Source organism: Streptomyces sp. NBC_01571, assembly GCF_026339875.1.
Lineage (GTDB): Bacteria > Actinomycetota > Actinomycetes > Streptomycetales > Streptomycetaceae > Streptomyces.
The window spans coordinates 6,965,317-6,990,414 of the sequence record NZ_JAPEPZ010000001.1 but is presented as its reverse complement, the minus strand read 5'-3'; the positions used below and the strand labels follow the sequence as shown (position 1 = coordinate 6,990,414).

At 71.8% G+C, this 25,098-nt stretch carries 21 protein-coding genes and 1 pseudogene; 6 read left to right on the top strand and 16 right to left on the bottom strand.

The annotated features are described in order from the left end of the window. Window positions 1-252: 252 nt before the first annotated feature. The 4 genes from OHB41_RS31590 to OHB41_RS31575 all read right to left on the bottom strand — a co-directional run bounded on the left by OHB41_RS31590 (window position 253) and on the right by OHB41_RS31575 (window position 4,569). Window positions 253-1,242 (bottom strand): polyprenyl synthetase family protein, encoded by a 990-nt coding sequence (locus tag OHB41_RS31590; protein WP_266701475.1) that lies wholly within the window; start codon window positions 1,240-1,242, stop codon window positions 253-255. Between the two features lie 104 nt (window positions 1,243-1,346). Then, a complete protein-coding gene (locus OHB41_RS31585; RefSeq protein WP_266701474.1) occupies window positions 1,347-2,741 on the bottom strand; it encodes an FAD-dependent oxidoreductase in 1,395 nt (464 codons plus the stop codon). Window positions 2,742-3,120: 379 nt separating this feature from the next. Further along, window positions 3,121-4,305 carry an MAB_1171c family putative transporter gene (locus tag OHB41_RS31580; protein WP_266701473.1) on the bottom strand — a complete coding sequence of 395 codons (1,185 nt, stop codon included), beginning with the start codon at window positions 4,303-4,305 and terminating at the stop codon, window positions 3,121-3,123. Window positions 4,306-4,308: 3 nt separating this feature from the next. Beyond that, on the bottom strand, window positions 4,309-4,569 hold the full coding sequence (locus tag OHB41_RS31575; protein ID WP_266701472.1) for a hypothetical protein: 261 nt from the start codon (window positions 4,567-4,569) through the stop codon (window positions 4,309-4,311). A 442-nt stretch (window positions 4,570-5,011) separates the two neighbouring features. On the opposite strand from OHB41_RS31575, the gene OHB41_RS31570 reads away from it, so the two are divergent. Further along, window positions 5,012-5,569 carry a glycoside hydrolase family 25 protein gene (locus tag OHB41_RS31570; RefSeq protein WP_266701471.1) on the top strand — a complete coding sequence of 186 codons (558 nt, stop codon included), beginning with the start codon at window positions 5,012-5,014 and terminating at the stop codon, window positions 5,567-5,569. A gap of 171 nt (window positions 5,570-5,740) precedes the next feature. Here OHB41_RS31570 and OHB41_RS31565 read toward each other — a convergent pair whose 3' ends face one another. Both OHB41_RS31565 and OHB41_RS31560 read right to left on the bottom strand, forming a co-directional pair. Next, a complete protein-coding gene (locus OHB41_RS31565; protein ID WP_266706284.1) occupies window positions 5,741-6,490 on the bottom strand; it encodes an NADPH-dependent F420 reductase in 750 nt (249 codons plus the stop codon). 73 nt (window positions 6,491-6,563) lie between these two features. Further along, on the bottom strand, window positions 6,564-7,559 hold the full coding sequence (locus tag OHB41_RS31560) for a zinc-dependent alcohol dehydrogenase family protein (protein ID WP_266701470.1): 996 nt from the start codon (window positions 7,557-7,559) through the stop codon (window positions 6,564-6,566). 101 nt (window positions 7,560-7,660) lie between these two features. Between OHB41_RS31560 and OHB41_RS31555 the strand changes: the two genes are divergently transcribed. Further along, on the top strand, window positions 7,661-8,662 hold the full coding sequence (locus OHB41_RS31555; protein ID WP_266701469.1) for an AraC family transcriptional regulator: 1,002 nt from the start codon (window positions 7,661-7,663) through the stop codon (window positions 8,660-8,662). Between the two features lie 318 nt (window positions 8,663-8,980). Here the strand turns inward: OHB41_RS31555 and OHB41_RS31545 are convergent, their stop codons facing one another. Together OHB41_RS31545 and OHB41_RS31540 are read right to left on the bottom strand one after the other, a co-directional pair. Then, window positions 8,981-9,193, bottom strand: a complete 213-nt coding sequence (locus tag OHB41_RS31545) for an EF-hand domain-containing protein (RefSeq protein WP_148010556.1) — start codon at window positions 9,191-9,193, stop codon at window positions 8,981-8,983. A 48-nt stretch (window positions 9,194-9,241) separates the two neighbouring features. Continuing rightward, entirely contained in the window at window positions 9,242-10,156 is a 915-nt protein-coding gene (locus OHB41_RS31540) for a MerR family transcriptional regulator (protein ID WP_266701468.1), read from the bottom strand. Between the two features lie 58 nt (window positions 10,157-10,214). On the opposite strand from OHB41_RS31540, the gene OHB41_RS31535 reads away from it, so the two are divergent. Then, on the top strand, window positions 10,215-10,850 hold the full coding sequence (locus tag OHB41_RS31535; RefSeq protein WP_266701467.1) for a GNAT family N-acetyltransferase: 636 nt from the start codon (window positions 10,215-10,217) through the stop codon (window positions 10,848-10,850). A gap of 100 nt (window positions 10,851-10,950) precedes the next feature. On the opposite strand, the gene OHB41_RS31530 is transcribed toward OHB41_RS31535, so the two are convergent. The 6 genes from OHB41_RS31530 to OHB41_RS31505 form a co-directional block, all read right to left on the bottom strand. Then, window positions 10,951-12,132: a YncE family protein gene (locus OHB41_RS31530; RefSeq protein WP_266701466.1), complete on the bottom strand. Its 1,182-nt coding sequence runs from the start codon at window positions 12,130-12,132 to the stop codon at window positions 10,951-10,953. Beyond that, window positions 12,132-12,995 carry a polysaccharide deacetylase family protein gene (locus tag OHB41_RS31525; RefSeq protein ID WP_266701465.1) on the bottom strand — a complete coding sequence of 288 codons (864 nt, stop codon included), beginning with the start codon at window positions 12,993-12,995 and terminating at the stop codon, window positions 12,132-12,134. Before OHB41_RS31525 ends, OHB41_RS31530 begins: the two co-directional genes overlap by 1 nt. Window positions 12,996-13,086: 91 nt before the next feature. Continuing rightward, window positions 13,087-13,590 carry an ATP-binding protein gene (locus tag OHB41_RS31520; RefSeq protein ID WP_266701464.1) on the bottom strand — a complete coding sequence of 168 codons (504 nt, stop codon included), beginning with the start codon at window positions 13,588-13,590 and terminating at the stop codon, window positions 13,087-13,089. A gap of 310 nt (window positions 13,591-13,900) precedes the next feature. Further along, window positions 13,901-14,668, bottom strand: a complete 768-nt coding sequence (locus OHB41_RS31515; protein ID WP_266701463.1) for an enoyl-CoA hydratase/isomerase family protein — start codon at window positions 14,666-14,668, stop codon at window positions 13,901-13,903. A gap of 87 nt (window positions 14,669-14,755) precedes the next feature. Beyond that, complete coding sequence (locus OHB41_RS31510; RefSeq protein WP_266701462.1) at window positions 14,756-16,006, bottom strand: L,D-transpeptidase; 1,251 nt, start codon at window positions 16,004-16,006, stop codon at window positions 14,756-14,758. A 200-nt stretch (window positions 16,007-16,206) separates the two neighbouring features. Next, a complete protein-coding gene (locus OHB41_RS31505) occupies window positions 16,207-17,409 on the bottom strand; it encodes a L,D-transpeptidase (RefSeq protein WP_266706282.1) in 1,203 nt (400 codons plus the stop codon). 223 nt (window positions 17,410-17,632) lie between these two features. Between OHB41_RS31505 and glgX the strand changes: the two genes are divergently transcribed. Continuing rightward, a complete protein-coding gene (gene glgX, locus OHB41_RS31500) occupies window positions 17,633-19,978 on the top strand; it encodes a glycogen debranching protein GlgX (RefSeq protein ID WP_526024984.1) in 2,346 nt (781 codons plus the stop codon). 60 nt (window positions 19,979-20,038) lie between these two features. Here the strand turns inward: glgX and OHB41_RS31495 are convergent. Beyond that, a pseudogene (locus tag OHB41_RS31495) lies at window positions 20,039-20,224 on the bottom strand (response regulator transcription factor); the annotation flags it as partial. A 21-nt stretch (window positions 20,225-20,245) separates the two neighbouring features. Beyond that, entirely contained in the window at window positions 20,246-21,148 is a 903-nt protein-coding gene (locus tag OHB41_RS31490; RefSeq protein ID WP_266701461.1) for an ABC transporter ATP-binding protein, read from the bottom strand. Window positions 21,149-21,317: 169 nt separating this feature from the next. On the opposite strand from OHB41_RS31490, the gene OHB41_RS31485 reads away from it, so the two are divergent. Then, window positions 21,318-23,186, top strand: a complete 1,869-nt coding sequence (locus OHB41_RS31485; protein ID WP_266701460.1) for an ABC transporter ATP-binding protein — start codon at window positions 21,318-21,320, stop codon at window positions 23,184-23,186. After that, window positions 23,183-25,096, top strand: coding sequence for an ABC transporter ATP-binding protein (locus OHB41_RS31480; RefSeq protein WP_266701459.1), 1,914 nt, complete (start codon window positions 23,183-23,185; stop codon window positions 25,094-25,096). Before OHB41_RS31485 ends, OHB41_RS31480 begins: the two co-directional genes overlap by 4 nt. Window positions 25,097-25,098 lie beyond the last annotated feature (2 nt).

The window sequence follows — 25,098 nt, the reverse complement described above, 5'->3', positions numbered from 1 at the left end:
TCCACGACGGCGACGGCAACTGCACCAGCCACACCGACACCCTCGGCGGCCTCACCCGCAACGAATGCACCAACGATCAGCGTGCCCACGTCCGCCACCTCACCCTGTGCCCCAGGTGATCAGCGCGCCCCTCCCTCGTCCAGCGCTCAGGCAGCCCGTGAACCGCTCGCTGTGCGCCTGACGCACCCTCGTCGTGCGAGACCGGCCGAGCCCGTTTCGACTACGCCCGCTCCCGCGCGTCGACGGTCGGGCTCATCCCGTGGCGCTCCCCGGCCGCAGCAGGAGTCGGGACGTCCGGTCCACGAGTTGCCGCAGAATGGGCAGGTAGCGCTCGTCACCGCCCAGGTCGCCGAGGATGCGGTGCGCCTCGTCACGGAACTTGTGGATCTCGTCCTCGTAGCGATCGAGGACGGCGGGTGTGAGGAGGAGGGCGGCCAGAGCCGATCGTGACGCGGCGGACGTTCTCGCACCGGCGTGCAGGTCCAGGATGCGGTGCCGGAGATCGGGCGCCGCGTCCTCCAGCGCGCATGCCGAAAGATAGGTCGCTGTGCCGTTCAGCAGGTCTTCGTTCCGTTCGGAGGCGATGTCCTCCTGGTCGTTGAACATCTGCCACAGGACGCCGAACACGGAGCCGAACTCCCGCCACAGATCGATCCGCTGGGCCTCCGCGCCTGCGAGTATCGCGGCCATCGCCGTGATCATGCCGAACGGAGCGCCGGATTTCTCCCGGTACGCCGTGAGGACCGAGTTCCGGGACGCGGTGCCCACCTCCGCGCGTATGTCGCCCAGTTGTCCTTGGGCGGCGGTGATCCCGCAGTCGAGGATCTCGGCCGTCAGAGCGGCGCGGACCGGCTCCGGGAACCGCCTCGAGCCAACCGCCTTCAGGGACAGCACGTGTCCCGTGACCACGGCTGCCAGGAGGGCCTCGTGCGCGGTGAGGCCCGCGGGCGGGTGCGCGCCGTACCCGTCTGCCAGGTCGTCGAGATAGCAGGCCGAGGTCCACCACAGCACGTGCACGGCGGACAGCGGGACGGCGGGTTCGGGGCTGCCCGTCTCGACGCCGTGCACGACCAGCGGCAGCACCGACAGAGGGTATTTCATCCTCTGGTGGCACAGGAGTTCCGTGACGACGCTCCGGACGGAATCGGCCGACGGGCCGAGCCCCTCGAGGATCGACTCGATCTCCTCCTCTATGTCCGAGGAGAACTCCTGATGGAGATCCAGATAGGCAGCGGAAGTCATGTGATGTTCCGTGTTTCCGTGGTGGATTTCAGTGGGCTCGTTTCGGACGGAGGCTTCGGGTCGCCCGGGGCACGGAATACGCGACGGCGGCCCCGGGAAGGGCATCAGACGGTGACGGCGGCGCGCTCGTGCTCCGTCAGCGGCGGGCCTTCCAGAAGAGGCGTCTTCCGGCCGAGGCAGATCAGGGCGAGCATGTCGGGCATGAGCAGCCGGGCGGGCGGTTTCTCCATGCTCATCACGTCCAGCAGGATGCGGAGCGCGCGGGGGTTGCGCGAGCCGGCGTCGACGGCCTTGTCGACGAAGGCGGCGAGGTTCCTTTCGAGCCGGGTGGGGGGCTGTTCGCTGGCACCCGGGTAGAACACGTCCTGGCCCACGGCCAGGCTCCACGCGTTCTCGACCGGCCGGGCCGCGGCTCTTTGGATGCGCCGGGAGGTGCCGGGGGCGCGAAGGTCGTGCCGTCGCAGGACGCCGCGCAGGGCGACGACGCTCTGTGCGGCGGCGCTCAGTCCGTGACCGTAGACCGGGTTGTAGCCGGCGACGGCCTCGCCGAGGACGGCGAAGCCGTCGGGCCAGCGGGCGGCCTTCTCGTAGTAGCGCCTCCTGTTGGCGGTGCTACGGGTGGTGACGACGTCCGTCTCGGGCTCGGCGCCGGCGAGGAGTTCACCGATGACGGGGTGCGGCAGCTTGAGCGCGAAGGGCACGAACTCCTCGTTGTCACCGCTGGGTTGACCCCCGCGGGTGCCGGCGAGCGTGACCAGCCAGCGGCCGCCTTCGATGGGGGTGATGATGCCGCCTCTTCCCGGGTTCTGGCGGGGGTCGGCCTGGACGTTGACGATCGGGAAGCCGGCGGCGGCGGTGCCGGGAGCGCGGTAGATCCGGCTGGCGTAGCCGACGCCAGCGTCGACCGTGCGCTCGGCCACGGTTGGAAGGCCCAGGTCCCGCAGCCAGCCAGGGGCGCGGCTGCCACGCCCGCCCGCGTCGATGACCAGATCGGCGGCAAGGGTGGCGTGGGTGTCCGCCGCGCGTATGCGGACGCCGGACACGCGTCCGGAGTCGCCTTCCAGGGACAGCAGTTCGGTCCGCTGCCGCAGGGAGATGCGCGGGTCCTCGAGCACCCTGGCGCGGATCACGGCGTCGAGCAGGTCACGGCTGCACAGAAGGTTGATGTGGCGGGCGTGGTCGAAGCGACGGAACCACTGGCCCGACGGCGCTTTGGACACCAGGTCGGTCATGATGCGGGCGGTCCGGGCGCCCTGGCCGACGAGCCGGTCGACGACACCCGGCAGGAGTTCCTCGAGGGCCTTGACCCCGCCGGACCACAACACGTGGGCGTGGCGGGCCTGCGGCAGCCCCTTGCGGGGTCGCGGGCCGTCCGGCAGAAGGTCGCGCTCGACGATCGTGACGTCGGCGTGGTCGGCGAGCACGGCTGCCGCGAGCATGCCCGTCATGCCCCCTCCGATGACCACGGCGGTACGGCGGGGCGCGGATCTGTGGGGCATGTACGGAACTCTCTTCTGTCGCAGGGACGAAGCGGACGGCCGACCTCGCGGGCCGCACACCACACCGCATCATGCGCGACGCCCTGTCGCGGCTGCGAGCGGAGTGGTCCGGGCCCGGCCGGCCACCGGGTTGTCGCGGGACACGGACACGACGGCGCGGTGGACGTGTCCGGCCGAAGGCTTCCCACCCGAGGGGCGGTTCGATCTCCCGCGGGCGCCGTCACCGCGCGTCACCGTCCGACGGCGTGAGACAACTGCCCTCCTGGCTCAGCCCGTTCACCGGTACGAGGGGCGGCGCGACAGCGTCCCGCCGGTCACTGCCGCACACCGCGTACCGCGGCGGCGCCCTCCCTTGACCGGCCGCGGCCCACAAGGGGGTTCACAACGGGGTTCTCTCGTCGGCCGCCGCCGCGGCGGCACGGGCTGCCGCGACGACGGGGGACGTACGCAACGCACGCGCCACACCCACCAGGGTGGCACGCGACGCGAAGTCCGCGGTGTTCCGCGCGACGGCCACCCGGGCCGCGGCCGCCTCGTCGGTGTGGGAGCGGACGGCGGCGGCGATCATCGCCGCGAGACCGATGCGGAAGGCGTCCTCCGCGCCGTGGCCCACGGCTCGGGCCGTGCTCTGCGCATCGGAACGGACCTGGTCGTCGAGGTGCGGGCGGACCAGGTTCAAGCCGTCCTGGATGCCGGCCTCACGCCGGGTGAGGCGCACGGCGCAGGACGAGTACCAGGGGATCGGCGCGGCGAGCGGCATCCCGGGGGAGGCACTGCTGAGTTCACGCCACAGCGGGCCGAGCCGTCTCCAGGTCACCACCGCACGCCAGAGCGCGACCAGCCGCGGGCCGTACAGCGGCAGTGTGAAGCCGACGGTGGCGACGGTGGCGGCCAGGCCCACGAGGCCGGGCGCCAGGACGGTACTGAGTACGTCCCAGTCCCGGCCGGCCCACCGTGCCACCACCGCGGTCAGCTTCAGTGTGCTGAAGGACAGATTGAGCAGCCAGCCGGTCACAAGCAGCCACAAGCCGGCCCGCAGCCATCCGTGCACCTGGATCGCCCAGCGCCAGCACAGCACCGTGGTGGCGATCGCGGCGGTCATGTGGCCGAGCAGATACAGCACGATCATCTGCCCGATCCAGGGCGAGGTGGCGTAGTAGGTGTCGAGGTCCGTCCGCCGCTCGACGGGGGCGTCCCCCAGGACGAAGAGGAGGATCAACAGGACGATCACGACGGCGTAGCCGGTCTGCCAGCGCCGCGCGAGACGGCGCACGTGGTCGGCCGGGCCTCCGCGCCAGTGCAGGATGAGCACCAGGCAGGAGGCGCTGTAGGCGCTGACGACGGCGTAGACCAGCAGCGCGGCGAGATTGGGGATGCCGCTCGTCCTGTTCACGGCGGCGACGGTGGGCGGGGCGGCGAAGGCGAACCCGGCGCCCCCCAGGAAGATCACCCAGCAGACGCAGCGAACCAGTGGATCGCGCCAGGATCTCACCAGCTCGGGCAGTTTCGAGGCGAGGCCGGCCCACAGGGCCAGCGCGGGTATGTAGTAGGTCGAGGCACCCACGGATCAGACCTTGTACCGGCGTTGTCCCGGTGACGCGGTGATCCGGCGGACGGGAGCCGGGCGTTGGGCGACGACGACGTGCCGCTCGGGCAGCGCGAGCCACAGACCCGAGGCAGTGCCGTACGGGAACTCCCCTTCGCGGAGGACCACCTGACGGCCTTCGATCCCGGACACCCGGGCGATCCGCGCGGCGGAGAGCACGTCGGGGCCCGAGGGAACAGGCGGGTGCGGCCCGTCGGTCGCCCGGCGGATCAGGTGCCGCATTTCCCTGGCTCTGCCTGTACGCACTGTTCTCCCCGCGAACCTTTGCGTGGGCGCCCGTGGCCCGGAATCCGCCGAACCTCACCCTGCCCGTAAATATGCCAAAGCAGGTACCCCTTCGGCCAGCTCAGGCTGTGCCCGGCGCAACAAGTTGCGGGCCCCAAGTACCGATCAAACAGGACTTGCAACGATCCGTTTCCGGTGCGTCCGATGCCCGCGCGACGCGCTTCGGCCCGATCATCGGCATGCACCGCCCGCCGGAACGCGCCTTTGGCGGCATCCCTGCCCTCACCGACAGGACATCGGCCGGTCGTTCGAGGATGGGGCGGGCGAAGTGGGGGAACGTCACTCGGAGAGGTCCCAAGACCGGTGAAACCCCGAATCCACCCCACACGCGGGGGCAGAATCGCTCGCACCCGTCCCCCCACGCACGGAGGAGTCCCCCATGCTCCGCGGCATCGACGTCAGCGCCTACCAGTCGTCCGCCTACTCCACCGACGGGCTCTCCTTCGTCTTCATCAAGGCGACCGAGGGCCGTTCGTACGTCAATCCGAAGCTCACCGCCCAGGTGAAGACGGCCCGCGACGGCGGCTGCGTCGTCGGTTTCTACCACTTCCTGTGGCCCGGCGACATCACCGCCCAGGCCGAGTACTTCGTCGGCAAGGCCCCGGAGAAGGCCGGTGACCTGCTCGCCGTCGACTGGGAGACCACCGGTGACGGCACCCACGCCAGCAACGCGGAGAAGGACCGCTTCGTGCGCAAGGTGAAGGAGCTGAGGCCGGACCACCGGGTCCTGCTCTACACGAACCGCAACTTCTGGCTCAACGTCGACACCACCTCGTACGCGGGAGACGGTCTGTGGATCGCCGACTACGTGACCGCGGGCGAGCCCCGCATCAAGGCGAAGTGGCGTTTCCACCAGTACACCGACAACCCCGTGGACAAGGACGTCGCGCAGTTCTCCAGCAAGGCGGCGCTGCGCGAGTGGGCCGCGGTCGACTGACCGGCCGGGAAGCGGCGTGGGTCCGGGGGATGCGGCGGGGATGCGGCAGCGGTCCGGACCTGGGTCGCCGTCCGGCGCCGGGTGACCGGCGTCGGACGGGCGGCATCGGAGGACCGCACCGATGTCGGGTGTCCCGGCGCCGGACGGCCGGCGCCGGGGAGCCGAGGAGCGTCAGCCGCGGAAGTCCGCCGGGCGCTCCGCGGAGGCCTCCGCCAGTGCCTTGGTCACCGCCTCGAGGCCCTTCTGGAGGCCGTACACCGGGGTGCCGGGCTGCTGACGCCAGGATTCGTCGATGCCACCCGCGTCGACCGTGTCGAAGCCGAGTTCGTCGATGAGGTCGCGTACGACCCGCTTGGCGGCCTCGTCGTCGCCGGCCACCGGCAGGGCCATGCGGTCGGGGTCGCCCGCCGGACGGTGCCGGTCCAGGATGTCCTGCGCGTACGTGCCGTTGAACGCCTTCACGACGGGGTGGCCGATCTGCTGGGACGTCCAGCGGCTCTCGGTGAGCCCGCCGTCCTCGATCGCGGCGATCCTGCCGTCGCGCTGCTGCGGGTAGTAGTTGCCGGTGTCGATGACGGCGGCTCCGTCCGCCGCCCCGTCCAGCACGCCGGACGGCAGGTCGGGCACTGCCTTCAGCGGGACCGTGACCACGACCACCTGGGCCCCGCGCGCCGCCTCCCCGACCGTGACGGCCGTCGCCCCGGTCTCCTCGGCCAGCGCGGTCAGGGTCTCGGGACCGCGGGAGTTCGCGACGGAGACGTCGTGTCCGAGGGCGGTCAGCCGCCGGGTGAGGTTGCCGCCGATGTTGCCCGCGCCGATGATGCCGATCTTCATGAGTGCCAGGCCCTTCAGTGGTTGATGCTCCTGATGGCGAGCATCAACCCCGCGGCGGGAAGGGCTATTCCGGGGGCGTACGGCAATCGGGTGAGCGCCCCTGCCGTTTCACCCTCATGGCTACACCCAGGGCTTCACCCCACGGCCTCGCACGCGCGGCTCACGGCTTCACCACGATCTTGCCCAGGTGCGTGTTGCCCTCCATCAGGCGGTGCGCGTCCCCGATCCTGTCGAGGCCGTCGAACACCTCGGCGACGGGTGGCCGGAAACTGCCGTCCCGCAGGCCCGCGTCGAGGAAGGCCGTGGAACGGCGGCGGCCTCCCGGGGTCGAGGTGAGGGCGGCATTGGCGTACGTGTGGAGGGTGAGCGGCCAGTTCCAGGGCAGCTCGGCCGGGCGCCGGTCCAGCCAGCCGTAGACGACCATCGCACCGCCGTCCGCCAGTGCCTCGCCCAGCGCCCGGAACCCCGGCCCGCCGATCGCGTCGAAGATCACCTCGGCCCCTCGCCCGCCGGTGAGCCGCCGGACCTCCTTGGGCACGTCCTCCTCGCCGGAGACGAGTACGTGCTCCGCCCCGAGTGCGAGAAGCCGCCCCTTCTTCGCCCCGGTCCGGGTGGTGGCGAGCGGAATCGCGCCGATGCGGCGGGCGACCTGGATCGCGGCGGTGCCGACCCCGCTCGAAGCGCCGGTGATCAGAACGTGGTCGCCGGGCCTGAGCCCCGCGGTCTCCAGCAGGGCGCCGTACGCGGTCGTGTACGTCAGCCACGACGCCGCGCCGGTGACCGCGTCCACCGACTCCGGGCGCGGCACGACCGCGGTGCCGGGCAGCACGACCCGTTCCGCGTACACGCCCTGCGCGCTCATCTCGATGCCGGGGCCGGTCATCACCGGGTCGCCCACGGCGAAGTCGCCGACACCCTCGCCGACGGCCTCGACGGTGCCCGACGCCTCGTATCCGAGCCGTGAGCCGGGCAGGGTGGGCCGGTAGTAGTACGTCCCCGCGCGGAACAGGGCCTCGGCGCGGTTGATGCCCAGCGCCTCGACGCGGACGAGGACCTGGCCGGGGCCCGGATCGGGTACGTCGCCGTCCTCGACCGTCAGGACCTCGGGACCGCCGAGTTCGTGAAAGAGCACTGTGCGTGCGGTAGTTGATGGCATGCCGACGACGCTAGAAGCGCGGCGCGAGACGTTCCATGCCTGCCGGTCTCGCCTTCCTGTCCGTGCGTCTCGCCGTGCGGTCCACGCGTTACGGTACGGGCATGGACGTACTCAGTGACGTCATCGCGACCATGCGCACCGGGCGTCCGCACTCCTCGCGCCGGGACAGGTCCGCGCCCTGGGGGATGCGATTCGAGGCCTCGGACGGGGCCGGTTTCCACGTGGTGCTCCAGGGTTCGGCGTGGCTGCTGCCCGCGGAGGGCGAGCCGGTGGCGCTCGGTCCCGGAGACGTGGTCTTCCTCGCCCACGGCCGCGGGCACGCGCTGGCCGCGGACCCGGACGCGCCCCTGGAGGAGGTACGGCTGCGACCCGACGGCACCTGGCCCGAGGCCCCGCCGCGTCCTTCCGCCTCGCCTCCCCGGAACCTCTCGGACCGACTCCCCTCGTCGCCGGTGCACGTGTACCGACTCCCTTCGCCGCGGCCCCCGTCGGCCGGTGCGCCGACCGTCCTGCTGTGCGGCGCCTACCAGTTGGACCGCGCCCGTGCCCACCCGCTCCTGTCGGAGCTCCCGGAAGTGGTCCATCTGCCCGCCCGGGACGGGACGCACCGCTCGCTGCGGGCCGCGGTCGAACTCCTCGGCAGCGAGCTTGAGGAGCCGCGGCCGGGGTCCGATGCGGTCGTCACCTCGCTGCTCGACACCCTCCTGATGTACATCCTGCGCGCCTGGTGGCAGGGCGAGCGGCACGACACCGCGCACCCCACGGGCTGGTCCGCCGCGCTCGCCGACCCGGCCGTCTCGGCGGCCCTGCGCGCGGTGCACGGCGATCCGTCCCGTCCCTGGACGGTCGAGGAACTCGGCGCTCTCGGCGGCCTCTCCCGCGCCGCCTTCGCCCGCCGCTTCACCACGCTCGTGGGCAGACCCCCGCTCGCCTACCTGACCTGGTGGCGGATGACCACGGCCGGCCGACTGCTGCGCACGGACGGCACTCCGCTCCGCCTGATCGCCCGACGCGCCGGCTACGCGTCGGAGTTCGCCTTCGCCAAGGCCTTCAAGCGGGAGTACGGGGTGGCACCGGGCCAGTACCGCGGGCGGACCTCCTGACCTCCCTCGCGCAGCAGGAACACGCCCTGCGCCGCGAGCACCCGCGCCTGGCGACGGTCCTGGTGCCCCACCAGCTGGAGGGGCTGCCCCGGGCACCACGCACGCCCTCCTGTTGCGGGACGGCGCGCGCTCGCCCGGGGACCGGTCGGCTCCGTGCTGACCGCTGACCGGCTCGGCGCGTGCTTCGGCCTGCCGCTGACGCCGGAGCGGCGGGGCGGGGCGGGGCGGGGCGGGGCGGGGCGGCGGAGCGTGCGCATCGCACGGGGGCATGACGAAGGGGCGCCCGCCGGATCACCGGTGGGCGCCCCTTCGCGTGCGTCACTTGTTCAGGTGGGTCCAGAACTCGTCGAACGAGAGGACCTTGTCGCCGTTGAGGTCGCGGGTGGCGATGACGGCCTCCGCCACCGACTCGGTGACGTTCCAGTCGCCGCCCTGGGCGAGGGCGCTCTTGAACTCGGCCGCGGTGATGAAACCGTCACCATCCGTATCGATCCGCTCGAACTGCTTGCGTGCTTCCTCGATGTCCGCCACCGATCCGCCCCTTCGTAGTGCATTACTGCCGTGTGTACGGAGGTCAGATTAACGGGCGGACAGGCGGCGCAGTGCGGCGACCACCCACGCGAACTCCTCGCGGTGCGCGGGCAGGGTTCCCTGGCCCTTCGCCAGCGAGAGCAACTCCCGGTAGCGGGCGATCCGATCGTTCGCGGCGGCCTCCAGGCGTTCCAGCACGGCGACCGGATCCGCGTCGCCGAGCAGTTCGCGCAGCACTTCCCCGGCCTCCGGCGTCCCGGGCTCGATCCCCCGCTCGCGGGCCTGTGCCGCCAGCTGGATCAGACGGCGGGCGAACCACAGAGAGGCCCCCGCGGGAGACTCCTGGCCGCGGTCGGCCGCGTTGAACTCGGCCACCTCCCGCATCCGCGCCCGGAACTCGGGGTCCTGGAGCAGTTCGGCCAGTTCCACCCAGGCGTCCACCTGTTCGGGCGTCGGGTCGTCCGGGAGGTCCACGGCCATGGCGCGCATGCGTTCGCGGATGACCGGGTCCGCCGTGTCGAGCCCGTGGAACGTCTCCTCCACGAACTCCTCCATGATCCGCCTGCGCTCCGCGGCCGACAGCCGCGCCAGCTTGTTCATGAGCGTCATCTCCTCTGCGGTGGAACCGCGTCGCGCCACGGTCGACAGCACCGCCCGGGTCACCCTGAGCGCGCGGATCTGCGCGTCCAGCGCCGCCACGTGCGCGGCGGCCACCTGCGCGACCGTCGCCTCGCCGGCCAGCACCCTGTGCACATCGCCCAGGCCGAGGCCGAGTTCGCGCAGGGTGCGGATCAGCTCCAGCCGGGCCACCGACTCCGCGTCGTAGAGGCGGTAGCCGCCGGCGGAACGGCCCACCGGGGGCAGGACACCCTCGTCCGACCAGTAGCGGATGGTGCGGACGGTCAGTCCGGTGTTCCGGGCCAGCTCGCCGATGGTGAGGAGGCGGATGCCGTCGTCGATCATGTCGGTGAGTCTGGGCCTTCCAGCGGGTGGAGACTCAAGCGGCGGGAAGGGTAGGGGGATGGGAGACACTCTGCGCGGCATTCTGGACGCGGCGGCCCGTGGCGTCTTCCCCCCGCCCGACGGCTCCACCACCGTCGTAGCGCAGCACGCCCCGAGGGACGCCGGTGTCCTCGCCTTCACGGCGCACTCCGTCGTCTTCACCGACGAGGATCCCCGGTGGGTGCGCGAGACGCTGGCCCGGGTCGGCTGCGACGCGCTCGCCGCGGCCGTGAACCCCCGTTTCCTGGCCGCGTTCATGGACCGTACGGGACGCACCCACGACACGGTCGACCTGCTGCTGGCCGCCGCGCCGTCGCCGGGGCGGCCGGCGGTGGACCTGGCGGAGATCGGCGATCCGGGCCATCCGCGTGCGGTACGGGCCCGGCGGCACCGGGACGACGTGCGCGTCTGGGCCGCCGGGGGCGGGGTGCTCGTCCTCGGGCGCGGGGTCGCGGGACGGCTGGAGGCCGCGGTCGAGGTCGACGAGGGCGTACGGCACCGGGGGCTGGGGCGGGCGCTCGCGGCGGCGGCGCGACAGCTCGCCGGCGAACCCGTCTGGGTCCAGGTGGCGCCGGGCAACGCCCGCGGTCTGCGGGCGTTCCAGGCGGCGGGCTACCGTCCGGTGGGCGCGGAGGCGCTGCTCACCGCGCCCTGAGGCCCGGTGCCGGGGGGCGTGGTGCGGGTCGCTCTCACGGGCGTCCCTCGCCTCGGTCACGGCCCGCCGGACGAGGGGGTCCGGTGCGGCTGTGCCCGGGTCAGCGGAAGACGCCGGTGTGGCCGAGCGAGTAGCGGCCCGGCTGCGGGTAGACGGCCAGGCCGTGCGGGCCGCTGCCGACCGGGATGCGGGCCAGCTGCTTCCCGGAGCGCGTGTCGATCGCGTACACCTCGGAGTTGTAGCGCCCCGACAGCCACAGAACCCTGCCGTCGGCCGAGACACCGCCCATGTCGGGGCTGCCGCCGTTCGGCAGGCGCCACTTCTTGGTCAGCTTGTCCTGCGCGAAGTCGAAGACGGAGATCGTCCCCTCGCCCCGGTTGGAGATGTACATCTCCCGCGAGTCGCGGCTGACGTACAGGCCGTGGCAGCCCTTGCCGGTGCGCAGCAGCGTCGGCTTGCCGAACTTGTCCCCGTCCAGGACCCACACCCCGTCGGCCACCATGTCGGCGACGTAGAACTTCTTGCCGTCCGGGGAGATCTTCACGTCCTGCGGCATGGCTCCGCGCATGGGGAGCTTCTGCTGCGCGACGACCTTCATCCTCTCGGTGTCGACCTTGAGCAGCTCACCGCTGAACTCGCACGACACGATGAAGTAGCGGCCGTCGGGCGAGAAGTCGGCGTGGTTGACGCCGTAGCAGCTGACCGGTTCGGTCTTCCGGCGCTCCATGGTGTGCGCGTCGCGGAAGACCAGCTCGCGGTCGAGGGAGGCCATGACGATCGCGTACTTGCCGTTCGGCGTGAAGTACAGGTTGTAGGGGTCGTTCACGTCGACGGACTTGCCGGCCTTGCCGGTCCTCGGGTCGATGGGGGTGAGGGAGTTGCCCCGGTCGTTGTTGACCCAGAGCGTCTTCATGTCCCAGGAGGGCACGACGTGCTGGGGCTGGACGCCGACCCGGATCGTCTTGATGACCTTGTACGTCTCCGGGTCGATGACGGAGACCGTGTTGGAGTTGGTGTTGGGCACGTAGACGCGGGACGGGAAGTTCTTGACCACCGGGGACAGCTGGTTCGCGCGGTCGGCGGCGTAGACGTCCTTGGAGTCGAGCACGGGGGGCATGCCCGGCAGACCGTCCGGCTTCTTCGGCTGGGCCGGCCGGACGGCGGCCTGGGTACCGGCGGCCTGGTTCGCGTGGTCCTTCGACTCGCCGCTGCAGCCCGCGAGGGCGGCGAGCACGGCGCCCGCGATCAGGGCGCGCTGGAGGTGGTTGCGGTTGCGTTGCATCAGCTCAGCAGCTCCGTGGTGGTGACCGCGCGCAGTCTGCGACGGCCGAGTTCTTCCAGGACGGCGGGAAGCGCGGCGACCGTGTCGGCGTACCCGAAGTGCAGGCTCACCACGGACCCGTTGCGGATCCCGCCGAGAACCTGACGGGTGACGGCGGGGGCGCCCGGCGAGGTGTAGTCGAGCGAGTCGAGGTCGTACGAGAGGACGTGCGGGTAGCCCGCCCCGCGGGCGAGCCGTTCGACGACCGGGGAGGCACGGGAGGTGCGGGAGGGCCGGAACCACGTGCCGATGGATCCGGTCAGCCGGCGCAGGCGCTCCGCGCAGCCCCGGATCTCCGCGTCCGCGTCCGCCTCGGACATCGCGTTGATGTCGAGATGGCGCAGGGTGTGGTTGCCGAGGTCGTGGCCGCCGTCGAGGATGCGCCGGGCCAGGTCCGGGTGTTCGTCCAGCCAGGTCCCCACCACGAGCACCGTGACCCGGGCCCCGCTCTTCTCGGCCTCGCCGAGCAGCGCCCTGGCGACGGCCGGGTCGCCCTGACCGTGGAAGGTGAGGGCGACCCGGGGGCGGTCGCGGGGACCGTGGGTGATCTCGGCCGGCTGCCGCGGGAACCGCCGGGGCGCCGGTGCGGCGGGCGGCGCGGGCGGGGGCGTGGCCGATGGTGTGCCGGACGCGCGGGACGCGGCGGCCGGGTGGGCGACGGCGCCGGGCGTGGCGCAACCGGCGGTGAGCGGCCCGGCGGCGAAGGTCCCGGCGGCGAGTGCGACGCCTGAACGCAGCGCCGCACGCCGGTCCGGCGCGGCACGCGTGACGCTCTCTTCGGTGGAGTGCTGAGGGGGGCGGGCGGGCGTGGTCACCCGCACCATTTAAGGGTGTAATGGTAAGAAAACGGGCGATTGGACCGGTGGGCGGGGTGCGGGTCGCGGCACCGGCCCCGGGCCCGGAGCTCCGTCACGGTCAGCGGTCTGCGACGCGCATCTCGAACCAGGTCGTCTTGCCGCGGGGCAGGAGGTCGACGCCCCAGCGGTCGGAGAGCTTGTCGACGAGGAAGAGACCGCGCCCGCTGAGGTCCATCTCCTGGACCGGCATCAGACAGGGCAGCCCCCGGGAGGGGTCGCGGACCTCGACGCGGATCCAGCCCCGGCGCCGCCGCATCCGCAGTCCGAAGACCCGGGCGCCCGTGTGCCGTACGGCATTGCCGACGAGTTCGGACACGAGTAACACGGCGTCCTCGGTCATCTTCGGGGAGAGTCCCCACTGGCGCAGGACGACGACCTGGGCGAGCCGGCGTGCGGTGGCGGCGGATTCGGGGCGGGACGGCAGCGGCACCTCCGCCTCTGTCGGGTTGCCGAACAACTCGAGCGCCTTCAGCGCCCGTTCGTCCTCGACCGCAGGCGACCAGCGCGCCGCGGTCGCACTCGCGTGCCGCCGCGGCTGTTCCATACCCTCCAGCCCCGCCATGCCCCCATCATGGCCGCCCAGGCCGCACCTGGGGGCCGTTCCGGAGGAATACGCCCCCCGGAAGCATGCGTTCCACACCATCCGATCGGCATATGCCAGAGGCAGTTCGGAGCCCACCACAACCCGTCCGACCTGCTACGACTCCACCCTGAGGGGCAATCGCCGAAGGTCCCCCGCAAGGCAGCCTTAAGGCTGCCTTAAGGACCGCATAATCCAGCCCTTCGGGGGACACCGGGTAAGACACCGAGTCAACTGCAAGTGGATCAGCCGAACTTGACGGGTGATTTTCCGCGCAACCGGACGCGTCCCGTCAGAGGAACTTCGCCTTGCCCGGCCCCTCCTCCACGAAGCTGCGCATCCCGCGCTCACGGTCCTCCGTCGCGAACAGGCCCGCGAACCAGTTCCGTTCCACCGCGAGCCCGGTCTCCAGGTCCGTCTCCAGACCCGTGTCGATCGACTCCTTCGCCGCGCGCAGCGCGATCGCGGGTCCCTGCGCGAGCTTCGCGGCCCAGGTGTACGCCTCGGTGTACACCTCGGCGGCGGGGACGATCCGGTCCACCAGCCCGAGCGAGAGCGCCTCGTCGGCCTTCACCATCCGGCCCGTGAAGATGAGGTCCTTCGCCTTGGAGGGTCCGATCAGCCGGGAGAGCCGCTGGGTGCCGCCGGCGCCCGGGATCAGACCGAGCAGGATCTCCGGCTGCCCGAGCTTGGCGTTGTCCGCGGCGATGCGGAAGTCCGCACAGAGCGCCAACTCGCAGCCGCCGCCGAGCGCGTAACCGGTGACGGCCGCGACGACGGGCTTGGGGATGCGGGCCACGGCACTGAAGGAGTCCTGCAGGGCCCGGGACCTGACGATCATCGTCGCGTGGTCCATGGCCTGCATCTCCTTGATGTCCGCGCCCGCCGCGAACACCTTCTCCCCGCCGTGGATGACCACCGCGCGTACGTCCGTACGCCGGGTGACCTCCTCGGCGAGTTCCTTGAGACGGTCCTGGGTGGCGATGTCCAGCGCGTTCATGGGAGGGCGGTCCAGGCGGATCGTGCCGACGCCTTCGGCCACTTCGAGATGCACAGTCATGCAGGCAGGTTAACGCGCGCTAACGACAACGGGCCCGGTGTGCCGGGTCACAGCACACCGGGCCCGTGTCGAGGCCGGGACGAACGGTCAGGCGGTCCACTTCTCCCAGGACATGTTCCAGCCGTTGAGGCCGTTGTCCGGGGCGACCGTACGGTCGTTGGAGCGCTTGACGACCACCACGTCACCGATGATCGAGTGGTCGAAGAACCAGGCGGCGGGCGCGCTGCGGTCGCCGCCGCCGCGGACGTCGCGCAGGCCCACACAGCCGTGGCTGGCGTTGTAGTTGCCGAAGGCGTCGCCGCCCCAGTAGTTGCCGTGGATGAAGGTGCCGGAGTCGGTCAGGCGCTGGGCGTCCGGCACGTCCTTGATGTCGTACTCGCCGCCGTAGCCGACCGTCTCGCCGTTCATCCGGGTCACCCGGAGCTGCTCGCTGATGACCATCTGGCCGTTCCAGGTGTCGTAGCCCGGCTTGCCCGTGGTGATCGGGATGGTCTTGAGGACCTTGCCGTCACGCTTGACGACCATCTTGTGGGTCTTCGCGTCGACCGTGGAGACCTGGCTGCGGCCGATCGTGAACGACACCGTCTTGGCCTGCTTGCCGTAGACACCGGGCCGGCCCTCGACGCCGTCGAGGTTGAGCGTGACGGTGACCTTCGTGCCGGCCTTCCAGTACTGCTCGGGACGGAAGTCGAGGCGGTCGTTGCCGAACCAGTGGCCCTGGACGTCCACGGCCGGCTGGGTCTTGACCGTGATCGCCTTCTCGACGTCCGCTGGGTGCGTGATGCCCCGGGTGAAACGGACCGAGAACGGCATTCCGACGCCGACCGTGGAACCGTCCTCGGGCGTGAAGAGACCGACGAAGGTGTTCTTCGGGGTCAGCGTGGTGAACGCGGACTCCTCGGCCGCCTCACGGCCGTCGGTGTCCTTGGCCACCGCGTGGACCTTGTACTTGGTGGCGGCGGCGAGGTGGGTGGCGGGCGTCCAGGCGGTTCCCCCGCCGGTTATCGCCCCGTCCACCGCCTTGCCCTTGGTGTCCTCGACCTTCACCTCGGTCAGCTTGCCCTTGGCCGCGGTCACCTTGAGGGCACCGCTGGTGGCCACACCGTCGCTGCCGTCCTTCGGAGCGATGGTCACCACGGCCTGCGAGGCCTTGGTGTCCGCCTTCCCGGCGCTGCCGGTGCTCTTGCCCTTGCCCTCGCCGGAGCCGGAGTCCGAACTCCCTCCCCCGCCGCAGGCGGTCACGGCGAGCAGCAGCACGCCCAGCAGCAGTGCCAGGACTCCCTTGCTCCCCCGGGTCCGCGCACCAACCGACGCCCCCGATATCGGTCGCCCGTTCACGTTTGTTCTCCCCTCGCACGGCCTGATCAGGCCCGCACCCCAGCGCGTCCCCGCGCGTATCGCGCTAATTAATCACACGGTCAGAAGCGATGGATCCCCGGGATTGTCACCGTTCAGTCCCAACTTCAACCGTGTGGGGGCGGGCTGGGTTCCTGTCTGTCCCCGCCCGCTCGCACCCCGGTGCCCGCAGCCCGCCGCGGCTACTTCGCCGCGCCGCCCGCCTTCCACTTCGCCCAGCCCATGTTCCATCCTCCGAGCCCGTTGTCGGGGGCGACCTTCTTGTCCTTGCTGTGGACGACCTCGACGACATCGCCGATCAGGCTGCGGTCGAAGAACCAGCCCGCTGGGGTCTCGGAGCCGCCGCCCTTCACGTCCCGCAGACCGACGCAGCCGTGGCTGACGTTGGTGGAGCCGAAGACGTCGCCCGACCAGTAGTTGCCGTGCAGGAAGGTCCCGGAGTCGGTGAGCCGCATCGCGTGCGGGACGTCGGGGATGTCGTACTCGCCGCCGAACCCGACCGTGCGGCTGTTCATCCGTGTCACCTCCAGCATCTCCATGACGACCATCTTCCCGTTGTAGGTCGTGTTCTCGGGGGAGCCCGCGGTGATCGGCACGGTGGTGAGGAGGTCGCCGTCGCGGCGGACCTCCATGGTGTGGTCGGAGGCGTCGACGAGCGAGACCTGGCTGCGGCCGACGGTGAAGCTCGTGGTCCTGGACTGGAGTCCGTACACGCCCGGCGCTCCTTCCACGTCGCGCAGGCGCAGGTCGACCGTCACCTCGGTCCCCGGTTTCCAGTAGCTCTCGGGCCGGAAGTCGAGACGGTCCTTGCCGAACCAGTGCGGGCGGATCTCGACCGCCGGGCTGGCCTCCACGTGGATCGCGCGCTCGACGGCGGCCCGGTTGCGGATCTCCCGGTTGAACTCCAGTGAGACGATCATGCCGGTGCCGACGGTGGACCGGTTCTCCGGCGTCGCGTAGCCGATGAAGCGCTCCTCGGGGACGTACGTCGTGAACGTCGTGTGCCGCGCCGTGCGCCGCCCGTGCCCGTCGAGGGCGACCACGTCCACGGTGTACTTGGCGCCCAGGGCGAGCCGGGGGGCGTCGGGCTGCCAGGCCAGGCCGTCGGCGGTGAGGTGCCCGGGCACGGCGGACTCCTGTGCGTCCTGGTCCTTGACGACCTGCACGGACTCCAGCCGGCCGTCCGCCACCCGTACCCGTAGCTCCTGCCGCGCTCGTACGTTCTTGCTGTTGTCGGCCGGGGACACCTGGATGACGTCCTCGGCGGCGGGGGGCTTGCCGAGCACCTCGTCCATCGTGCCCGAGGTGCAGCCGGCGGCTCCGGCCAGCAGGGCGGCCCAGGTCAGTGCGGCGGCCAGGGCGGCCCCCGCGCGCCGGGGGCCCATTGTCGTATGCCTCACGCGAACCTCATGTCCTTCCGGCCGGGGGCAGGGGATCGCCCTCGGAAAATGCGGTACAGAGGGCCCAACGACCGCGCACCTCCGGGGAAACGTGAGTGCGAGCCAAGCTCTGGGCAGAACAGTGGGGAGGACGACGCGACGAGGAGCCGCGGCCGGGACGCCGTGCGCTCCTCTTCGGGCCGCCCACCGAGCCGCGGGAGGCTGAACGGTGTCGAGCGCAGCCGAGCAGGAGGCAGTGCAGGAGGGGCGCGCCCCCGACGGCGAAGCGCGGGAGGGACGCGCGCCCGAGAGCGGTGTGCGGGAAGGACGCGGGCCCGAGAGCGGTGTGCGCGAGAAACGTCTGCCCGACGGCGTGCTGCCCGCACCGCTGTTGAACGGGACCCGCCGCCCGGCGCCCGCCGTGGCCGTGTGGCCCGGTGCGCCGACCCCGCTCGGGGCACGCTTCCGGGTCGGTCCCGACGGCGTCGCGGGCACCAACTTCGCGCTGTGGGCGGGCGGGGCGGAGGCCGTCGACCTCTGTCTCTTCGACGAGCGGGACGGCGCGACCCACGAGACCCGGGTCCCGCTCACCGAGCTGACCCACGAGATCTGGCACGGCTTCGTCCCCGGCGTGCTGCCGGGCCGCCGCTACGGCTACCGCGTGCACGGCCGCTGGGACCCGTGGACCGGTGCCCGCTGGAACCCGGCGAAGCTGCTCCTGGACCCGTACGCGCGCGCCGTGGACGGCGACTTCAGTCTGCCGCCGGAGGTGTACGGGCATGTCCGCGACTGGCCGCAGCAGCAGGTCGCGGACACCGTGCGGGACGACCGGGACTCGGCGCCGTACGTCCCCAAGGGCGTCGTCGTCCAGGACGACGACGACTGGTCGGACGACCACCGTCCGAAGACCCCGTGGGCGGACTCGGTCATCTACGAGCTGCACGTACGGGGATTCACCCGTCTGCATCCGGGGATTCCGGAGGAGCTGCGCGGCACCTACGCCGGGCTGGCGCACCCCGCGGCGATCGAGCACCTGGTCGCGCTCGGGGTCACGGCCGTGGAACTGCTGCCGGTGCACCAGTTCGCGCACGAGGACCATCTGCTGCGCCGGGGACTGAAGAACTACTGGGGCTACAACTCGATCGGCTACTTCGCCCCGCACGCGGGCTACGCCGCCTCCGGGACGACGGGCGGGCAGGTCGGCGAGTTCAAGCGGATGGTGCGGGCGCTGCACGCCGCCGGCATCGAGGTGATCCTCGACGTGGTCTACAACCACACCGCCGAGGCGGGCGAGCTGGGGCCGATGCTGTCGCTGCGCGGTATCGACAACCGGGGGTACTACCGGCTCCAGTCGGACGCGCGGCGGTACGCGGACTACACGGGGTGCGGGAACACGCTGCACGTGGTGCAGCCGCATGTGCTGCGGCTGATCACGGACTCCCTGCGGTACTGGGTGACGGAGATGGGGGTGGACGGCTTCCGTTTCGATCTGGCGGCGGCGCTGGCCCGCTCCATGCACGACGTGGACATGCTGTCGCCGTTCCTGGCCGTCATCGCGCAGGATCCGGTGCTGCGGCGGGTGAAGCTGATCGCGGAGCCGTGGGACGTGGGATCCGGTGGCTACCAGGTGGGGGCCTTCCCGCCGCTGTGGACGGAGTGGAACGACCGGTACCGCAACGCGGTGCGGGACTTCTGGCGGGGGGCGCTGCCGGACGTACGGGATCTGGGGTACCGGCTGTCGGGGTCGAGCGACCTGTACGCGTGGGGCGGGCGGCGGCCGTACGCGTCCGTGAACTTCGTGACCGCGCACGACGGTTTCACGCTGCGGGACCTCGTCTCCTACGAGCGCAAGCACAACGAGGCCAACGGGGAGGGGAACCGGGACGGCACGGACGACAACCGTGCCTGGAACTGCGGGGTGGAGGGGGAGACGGACGAGGAACGCGTACGGGCCCTGCGGCGGCGGCAGTTGCGGAACCTCCTGACCACGCTGCTGTTGTCCACCGGGGTGCCGATGCTGGTCGCCGGGGACGAGTTCGGGCGGACGCAGCGCGGCAGCAACAACGCGTACTGCCAGGACAACGAGATCAGCTGGGTCGACTGGAGCCTGCTGGAGGAGCCGGGCTGGCGGGCCCTGTTCGATCTGACGTCCCGGCTCATCGCGCTGCGGCACCGGCACCCGGTGCTGCGGCGGCGGGCGTTCTTCTCCGGCCGGGCGCACTCCGTGGACGGGCTGCGGGATCTGGCGTGGTTCACCGCGCGCGGGGCGGAGATGACGGAACGCGACTGGTACGCGCCCGCCGGGACGCTGGGCATGTATCTGTCGGGGCGGGACATACCGGGGCGCGACGCCTGCGGGGCGCCGGTGGTGGACGACAGCTTCCTCGCGGTGCTGCACGCCGGGGACCGGCCGGCGGGCTTCGTGCTGCCGGGGCCGCCGTGGGCCCAGCGCTACGAGGTCGTGGTCGACACCTCGGCGGAGGAGCAGGGCGCGTCGCCGGGGGTGGTCCACCGGGCGGGGGTGACGATCACCGTGCCGGCCCGGGCGGTGCTGCTGCTGCGGGTGGTGGCGTGAGGTGACCGGGGCGGCGTGAGCGTGCCGGGCGTCCGCGGGGGAGCACGGGGACGGCGGCCAGCCGAGGATGCCCCGGTCGTAGCCCACCGCCACCGCGGCCGCCCGGTCGTTGACGCCGAGCTTGGCGTACAGGTGGGTGAGATGGGTCTTGACCGTGGCCTCGCTGATGAACAGGACACGGGCGATCTCGCGGTTCGACGTGCCCTTGGCGACCAGGGCCGGCACCTCGCGCTCACGGGCCGAGAGTGCCCGTCGTGCCCGTCGTGCTCATGATTCCGCTCCCGTCAGATCGAGGAAGGCGTCGTCCAACGTGGCGTCGGTGACGCGGAGTTGATGCGCGGTGATGTGGTGGCGGTCGAGCAGGGTGAGGACGGCGTCGACGGTCTCGTCGGTGCCGCCGAGCGTGATCCGGCCGTCCTGGTGCACGACGGAGGTGAGGTGGGGCAGTGCGGCGATCTCACGCTCGTCGAGCGGCGCCGAGGGGGTGAAACCGATGACGGTGGAACGCGTCGCGCGCCGGATCAGTCCGGCGGGGGTGTCGAGCGCGGCCACGCGCCCCCGGTCGACGACCGCGATCCGGTCGCACAGCCGTTCCGCCTCCGCCATGAAGTGGGTGACGAGCAGCACCGTGACACCTCGGGCGCGGACGTCCTCGATGAGCTCCCAGGTGTCGCGACGGGCCCGCGGGTCCAGTCCGGTGGTCAGCTCGTCCAGCACCACCACCCGCGGATCGCCGACCAGTGCGAGCGCGATGAACAACCGCTGCTTCTGGCCCCCGCTGAGCTTGCCGAACCGGGTGCCGAGCCGCTCGGTCAGACCGAGACGTTCGGCGAGCGGACGCCAGTCGGCGGGGCGCGGGTAGAAAGCGGCGTACAGCTCCAGTGCCTCGCGCACGGTGAGCTTGGCCTGCAGTTCGCTCTCCTGGAGCTGGGCGCCCAGGACACGGCCGACGGCCTCTTGGTCGGCGACGGGGTCGAGCCCGGTGACCCGGACCCGGCCCGCGTCGGGGATCCGCAGACCCTCGACGCACTCGACGGTGGTGGTCTTGCCGGCGCCGTTGGGGCCGAGGATCCCGAAGATCTCACCCTCCTCGACGGCGAAGGAGACACCGTCGACGACGGGCCGGCCGCCGTAGGACTTGCGCAGTGCGCCGACTTCGATGACTGACATGCCCCGAGCATCCCGGCGGGACCGGGTCCGCCACATCGTCCATCGCGCTCGAAGGGGCGTCAGCCGATCGGTCGATGCGGCGCTACGACCCCGCCCGGCCCGTGGAACGATTCAGGCCCGGCCAAAACTCGGTGGGCACTGTCAGTGCCAATCCGTAGGCTCGCTCCTGATGTCCACTTCAGATGCAGTGACCACGGACCGTGCCGGAACCAGGGACCATTCGACCGTCGGCAGTCTGCTGCGCCTGTGGCCGTACGTACGGCCGGTGCGGGGGCGGCTGTTCGGCGCGGCCGTCGTCGCGGTGGTGGCGTCCTGTACGGGGCTGGTGATCCCGCTCGTCCTGAAGTGGATGGTGGACGGTCCCGTGACCGACCACGACCCGGCGGGCGTCTGGCTCGGCGCGCTGTACCTGCTGCTGCTCGGGATCGCCGAGGCGGTCCTGTTCGGGCTGCGGCGGTGGCTGGTGGCGCGGCCGCTGGCGGGGGTCGAGGCGGACATGCGGGCGGATCTGTACCGGCATCTGCAGCGTCTCCCGGTCGCCTTCCACGACCGCTGGGCCTCCGGTCAGCTGTTGTCCCGGGGCACCACCGATCTGATGCTGCTGCGTCAGTTCCTCGCCTTCCCCCTGACATTCCTGCTGGTCAACGGCGTGACGATCCTCATCGGCGTCCTCATCATGCTCGACCAGGAGTGGACGCTGGGGCTGGTCCTGCTCGCTCCCGCGCTGCCCGTCATGGTCGTCTGCTGGATCTTCGAGCGACGCTACTCACAGGTGGCACGACGAGCCCAGGACCAGGTGGGCGACCTGACTACGGTCGTCGAGGAGAGCGTGCTCGGCATCCGCATCGTCAAGGGCTTCGGGCGTCATCGCAGCCAGGCCCGCGCCTTCCGTGAACTGTCCCGCACCCTGCGCGGCACGGAGCTGGCCAAGGCCCGGCTGCTGGCGTCCATCTGGGCCGTCATCGTCACCCTGCCCGAACTCGCCATCGGTGCCGCCCTCGTCCTCGGCACGACGCAGGTCGCCGACGACCGCCTCTCCGCGGGCACGCTGGTGGCCTTCCTCTCCACGGCCCTCGCACTGCGCTGGCCCGTCGACTCCATCGGCTTCCTCCTCGCGATGAGCCAGGAGGCGGCGACGGCCACGGAGCGGTACTTCGAGGTGATGGACGCGCGGCCGGAGTCCTCGGACACCTCCGCGTCCGCCGGTGCCGGTCCGCACGCGGACGCGGGTACGGATGCCGTCGCGGACGCGGGTACGGATGCCGTCGCGGAAGCGGCCACGGGTCCGGGCGACGGCGGGCTCCGGTTCCACGGCGTCCGGTTCCGCTACCCGGACGCCCCCGCCGACACGCCCCCCGTGCTCGAACACGTCGACCTGCACATCCGGTCGGGCGAGTCCATGGCCCTGGTCGGCGCGACCGGCACCGGCAAGACCACCCTCACCGCCCTCGTCCCCCGCCTGCACGAGGTGACGTCCGGCCGGATCACGCTGGACGGCGCGGACATCACCGCGATGCCGCGCGAAGAGCTTCGCGCGCGCGTGGCGGTGGCCTTCGAGGAGCCCACCCTCTTCTCGGCGAGCGTCGGGGAGAACGTGCTGATGGGCGCCGGCGACACTGCCGGGGAGGCAGAACTGGACCGGGCCCTGGCCGTCGCGCAGGCCGACTTCGCGCACGCTCTCCCGCAGGGCACGGCGACACAGGTCGGCGAGCAGGGCCTGAGCCTGTCCGGCGGACAGCGCCAGCGCCTCGCCCTCGCGAGAGCGGTGGTCGGCCGACCCCGGTTCCTCGTCCTCGACGACCCCCTGTCCGCGCTGGACGTGCACACCGAGGCCGCGGTGGAGGCCGCGCTGCGCCGCGTCCTGGCCGAGACGACCGCCCTGATCGTGGCGCACCGCCCGTCCACGGTGCTGCTCGCCGACCGCGTCGCGCTGCTCTCCGGGGGCCGCATCACCGCGGTCGGCACCCACCACGAACTGCTGCGTACGAACGCCGAGTACGCCCACCTGATGTCCGGCGACGAGGAGACCGAGCGATGACGGCGCCCACGACCACCGCGCGGGACCGGGAACCCGGCGGGGAGTCCCGCGCGGAAACCGGCACCGAGTCAGGCACGAAGCCCGGCCCGACCGGCCCGGCGCGGGAGACGGAGCACCACCAGGACCCCTTCGACCGGGACACCCTCCCCACTCCCCCGGGCGCCACCGCCACCCTGCTGCGCTCGCTGCTAGCCCCGCTGCGGGCCCGCGTCGTGGTGACGACCGTCCTGCTGCTGTTCCAGCAGGCCGCCGTCCAGGCCGGACCGCTGCTCGTCGCGTACGCCATCGACCGGGCCGTACCGACGCTGCGCCGGGGCGACCACGGTCCACTGGTCGCGGTGGGGGTCGCGTACGTGCTGTGCGCGCTGGTCGCCGGCGGCCTCCAGTACGCCTTCATCGGCGCGTCCGCCCGCGTCAACCAGGACGTGCTGCTGGATCTGCGCGGGCGGATCTTCCGGCACGCGCAGGCGCTCAGCATCGACTTCCACGAGCGCTACACCTCGGGGCGGCTGATCTCCCGCTCCACGACGGACGTCGAGTCGCTGCGTGAACTGCTCAGCGAGGGCCTGCAGGAACTGATCACGGTCATCCTGTCCTTCGTCTACATCTCGGCGATGCTGCTCTGGCTGGACCTGGGTCTCGGCGCGGTCGCGGTGGCCTCCTTCGTGCCGCTCTACCTCCTCGTACGGGTCTACCGGCGCCGGGCGGGCAGCATCTACCGCCTCCGCTCGACCGCGATCGCCGCCGTCATCGTGAAGTTCGCGGAGACGATGAACGGCATCAGGCCGGTGCGGGCGTTCCGCCGCGAGGACGTCAACGACGCGGAGTTCCGGGTCCTGAACAAGCGCCACGAGCACACGAACGGCGACGCCCTGCTGGAGATGGCCCGCTATGTCGTCGGCTCGCGTCTGGTCGCCAACACGGCGGTCGCGGCGATCGTGCTGTGGGGCGCGTACCGGGTGGCTTCGGGGTCACTGGCGCTGGGGGTGCTGGCGGCCGCGGTCCTGTATCTGCGCCGCCTCTACGACCCGATCGACCGGCTGGGCATGTTCCTCAACTCGTACCAGTCCGCGGCGGCCTCCCTGGAGAAGATCGCGGGTCTGCTGGCCCAGACGCCGTCTGTGCCGGAGCCCGCCACCGCGCGGCCACTGCCCGCCCTCGCCTCCGGACAACCGGGCCGCGCGGTCGTCTTCGACGACGTCCGCTTCGCGTACCGCACCGGTGGTGAGGTGCTGCCCGCCTTCTCGCTCACGCTCCCCGCGGGGCAGACGGTGGCCGTCGTCGGCTCGACGGGCGCGGGCAAGTCGACGCTCGCCAAGCTGCTGGCCCGCTTCTACGACCCCTCGGACGGCCGCGTGCTGCTCGACGGCGTGGACCTGCGCGAGCTGTCCGTGCCGGAGTTGCGGCGCGGGGTGGTGATGGTGACCCAGGAGGCCTTCCTGTTCTCCGGCACGGTCGCCGAGAACATCGCCATCGGACGTTCCGACGCGAGCCGGGAGGAGATCGAGCGGGCCGCGAAGGCGATCGGCGCCCACGACTTCATCAGCGCGCTGCCCGAGGGCTACGACACGGACGTCCGCAAGCGCGGCGGCCGTATCTCCGCCGGTCAGCGCCAACTCGTCGCCTTCGCCAGGGCGTTGCTCGCGGATCCGGCCGTCCTCATCCTCGACGAGGCGACCAGTTCGCTGGACGTCCCCGGCGAGCGGGCCGTGCAGCGCGCCATGCTGACGGTCCTGCGCGGCCGGACGGCGGTGGTCATCGCGCACCGCCTGTCGACGGTGGAGATCGCCGACCGGGTGCTGGTGATGGAGCACGGACGGATCGTCGAGGACGGCAGTCCGGCCGAACTCGTCGCGTCCACCGGCCGGTTCGCGGACCTGCACCGGGCATGGCGGGACAGTCTCGTGTAGCG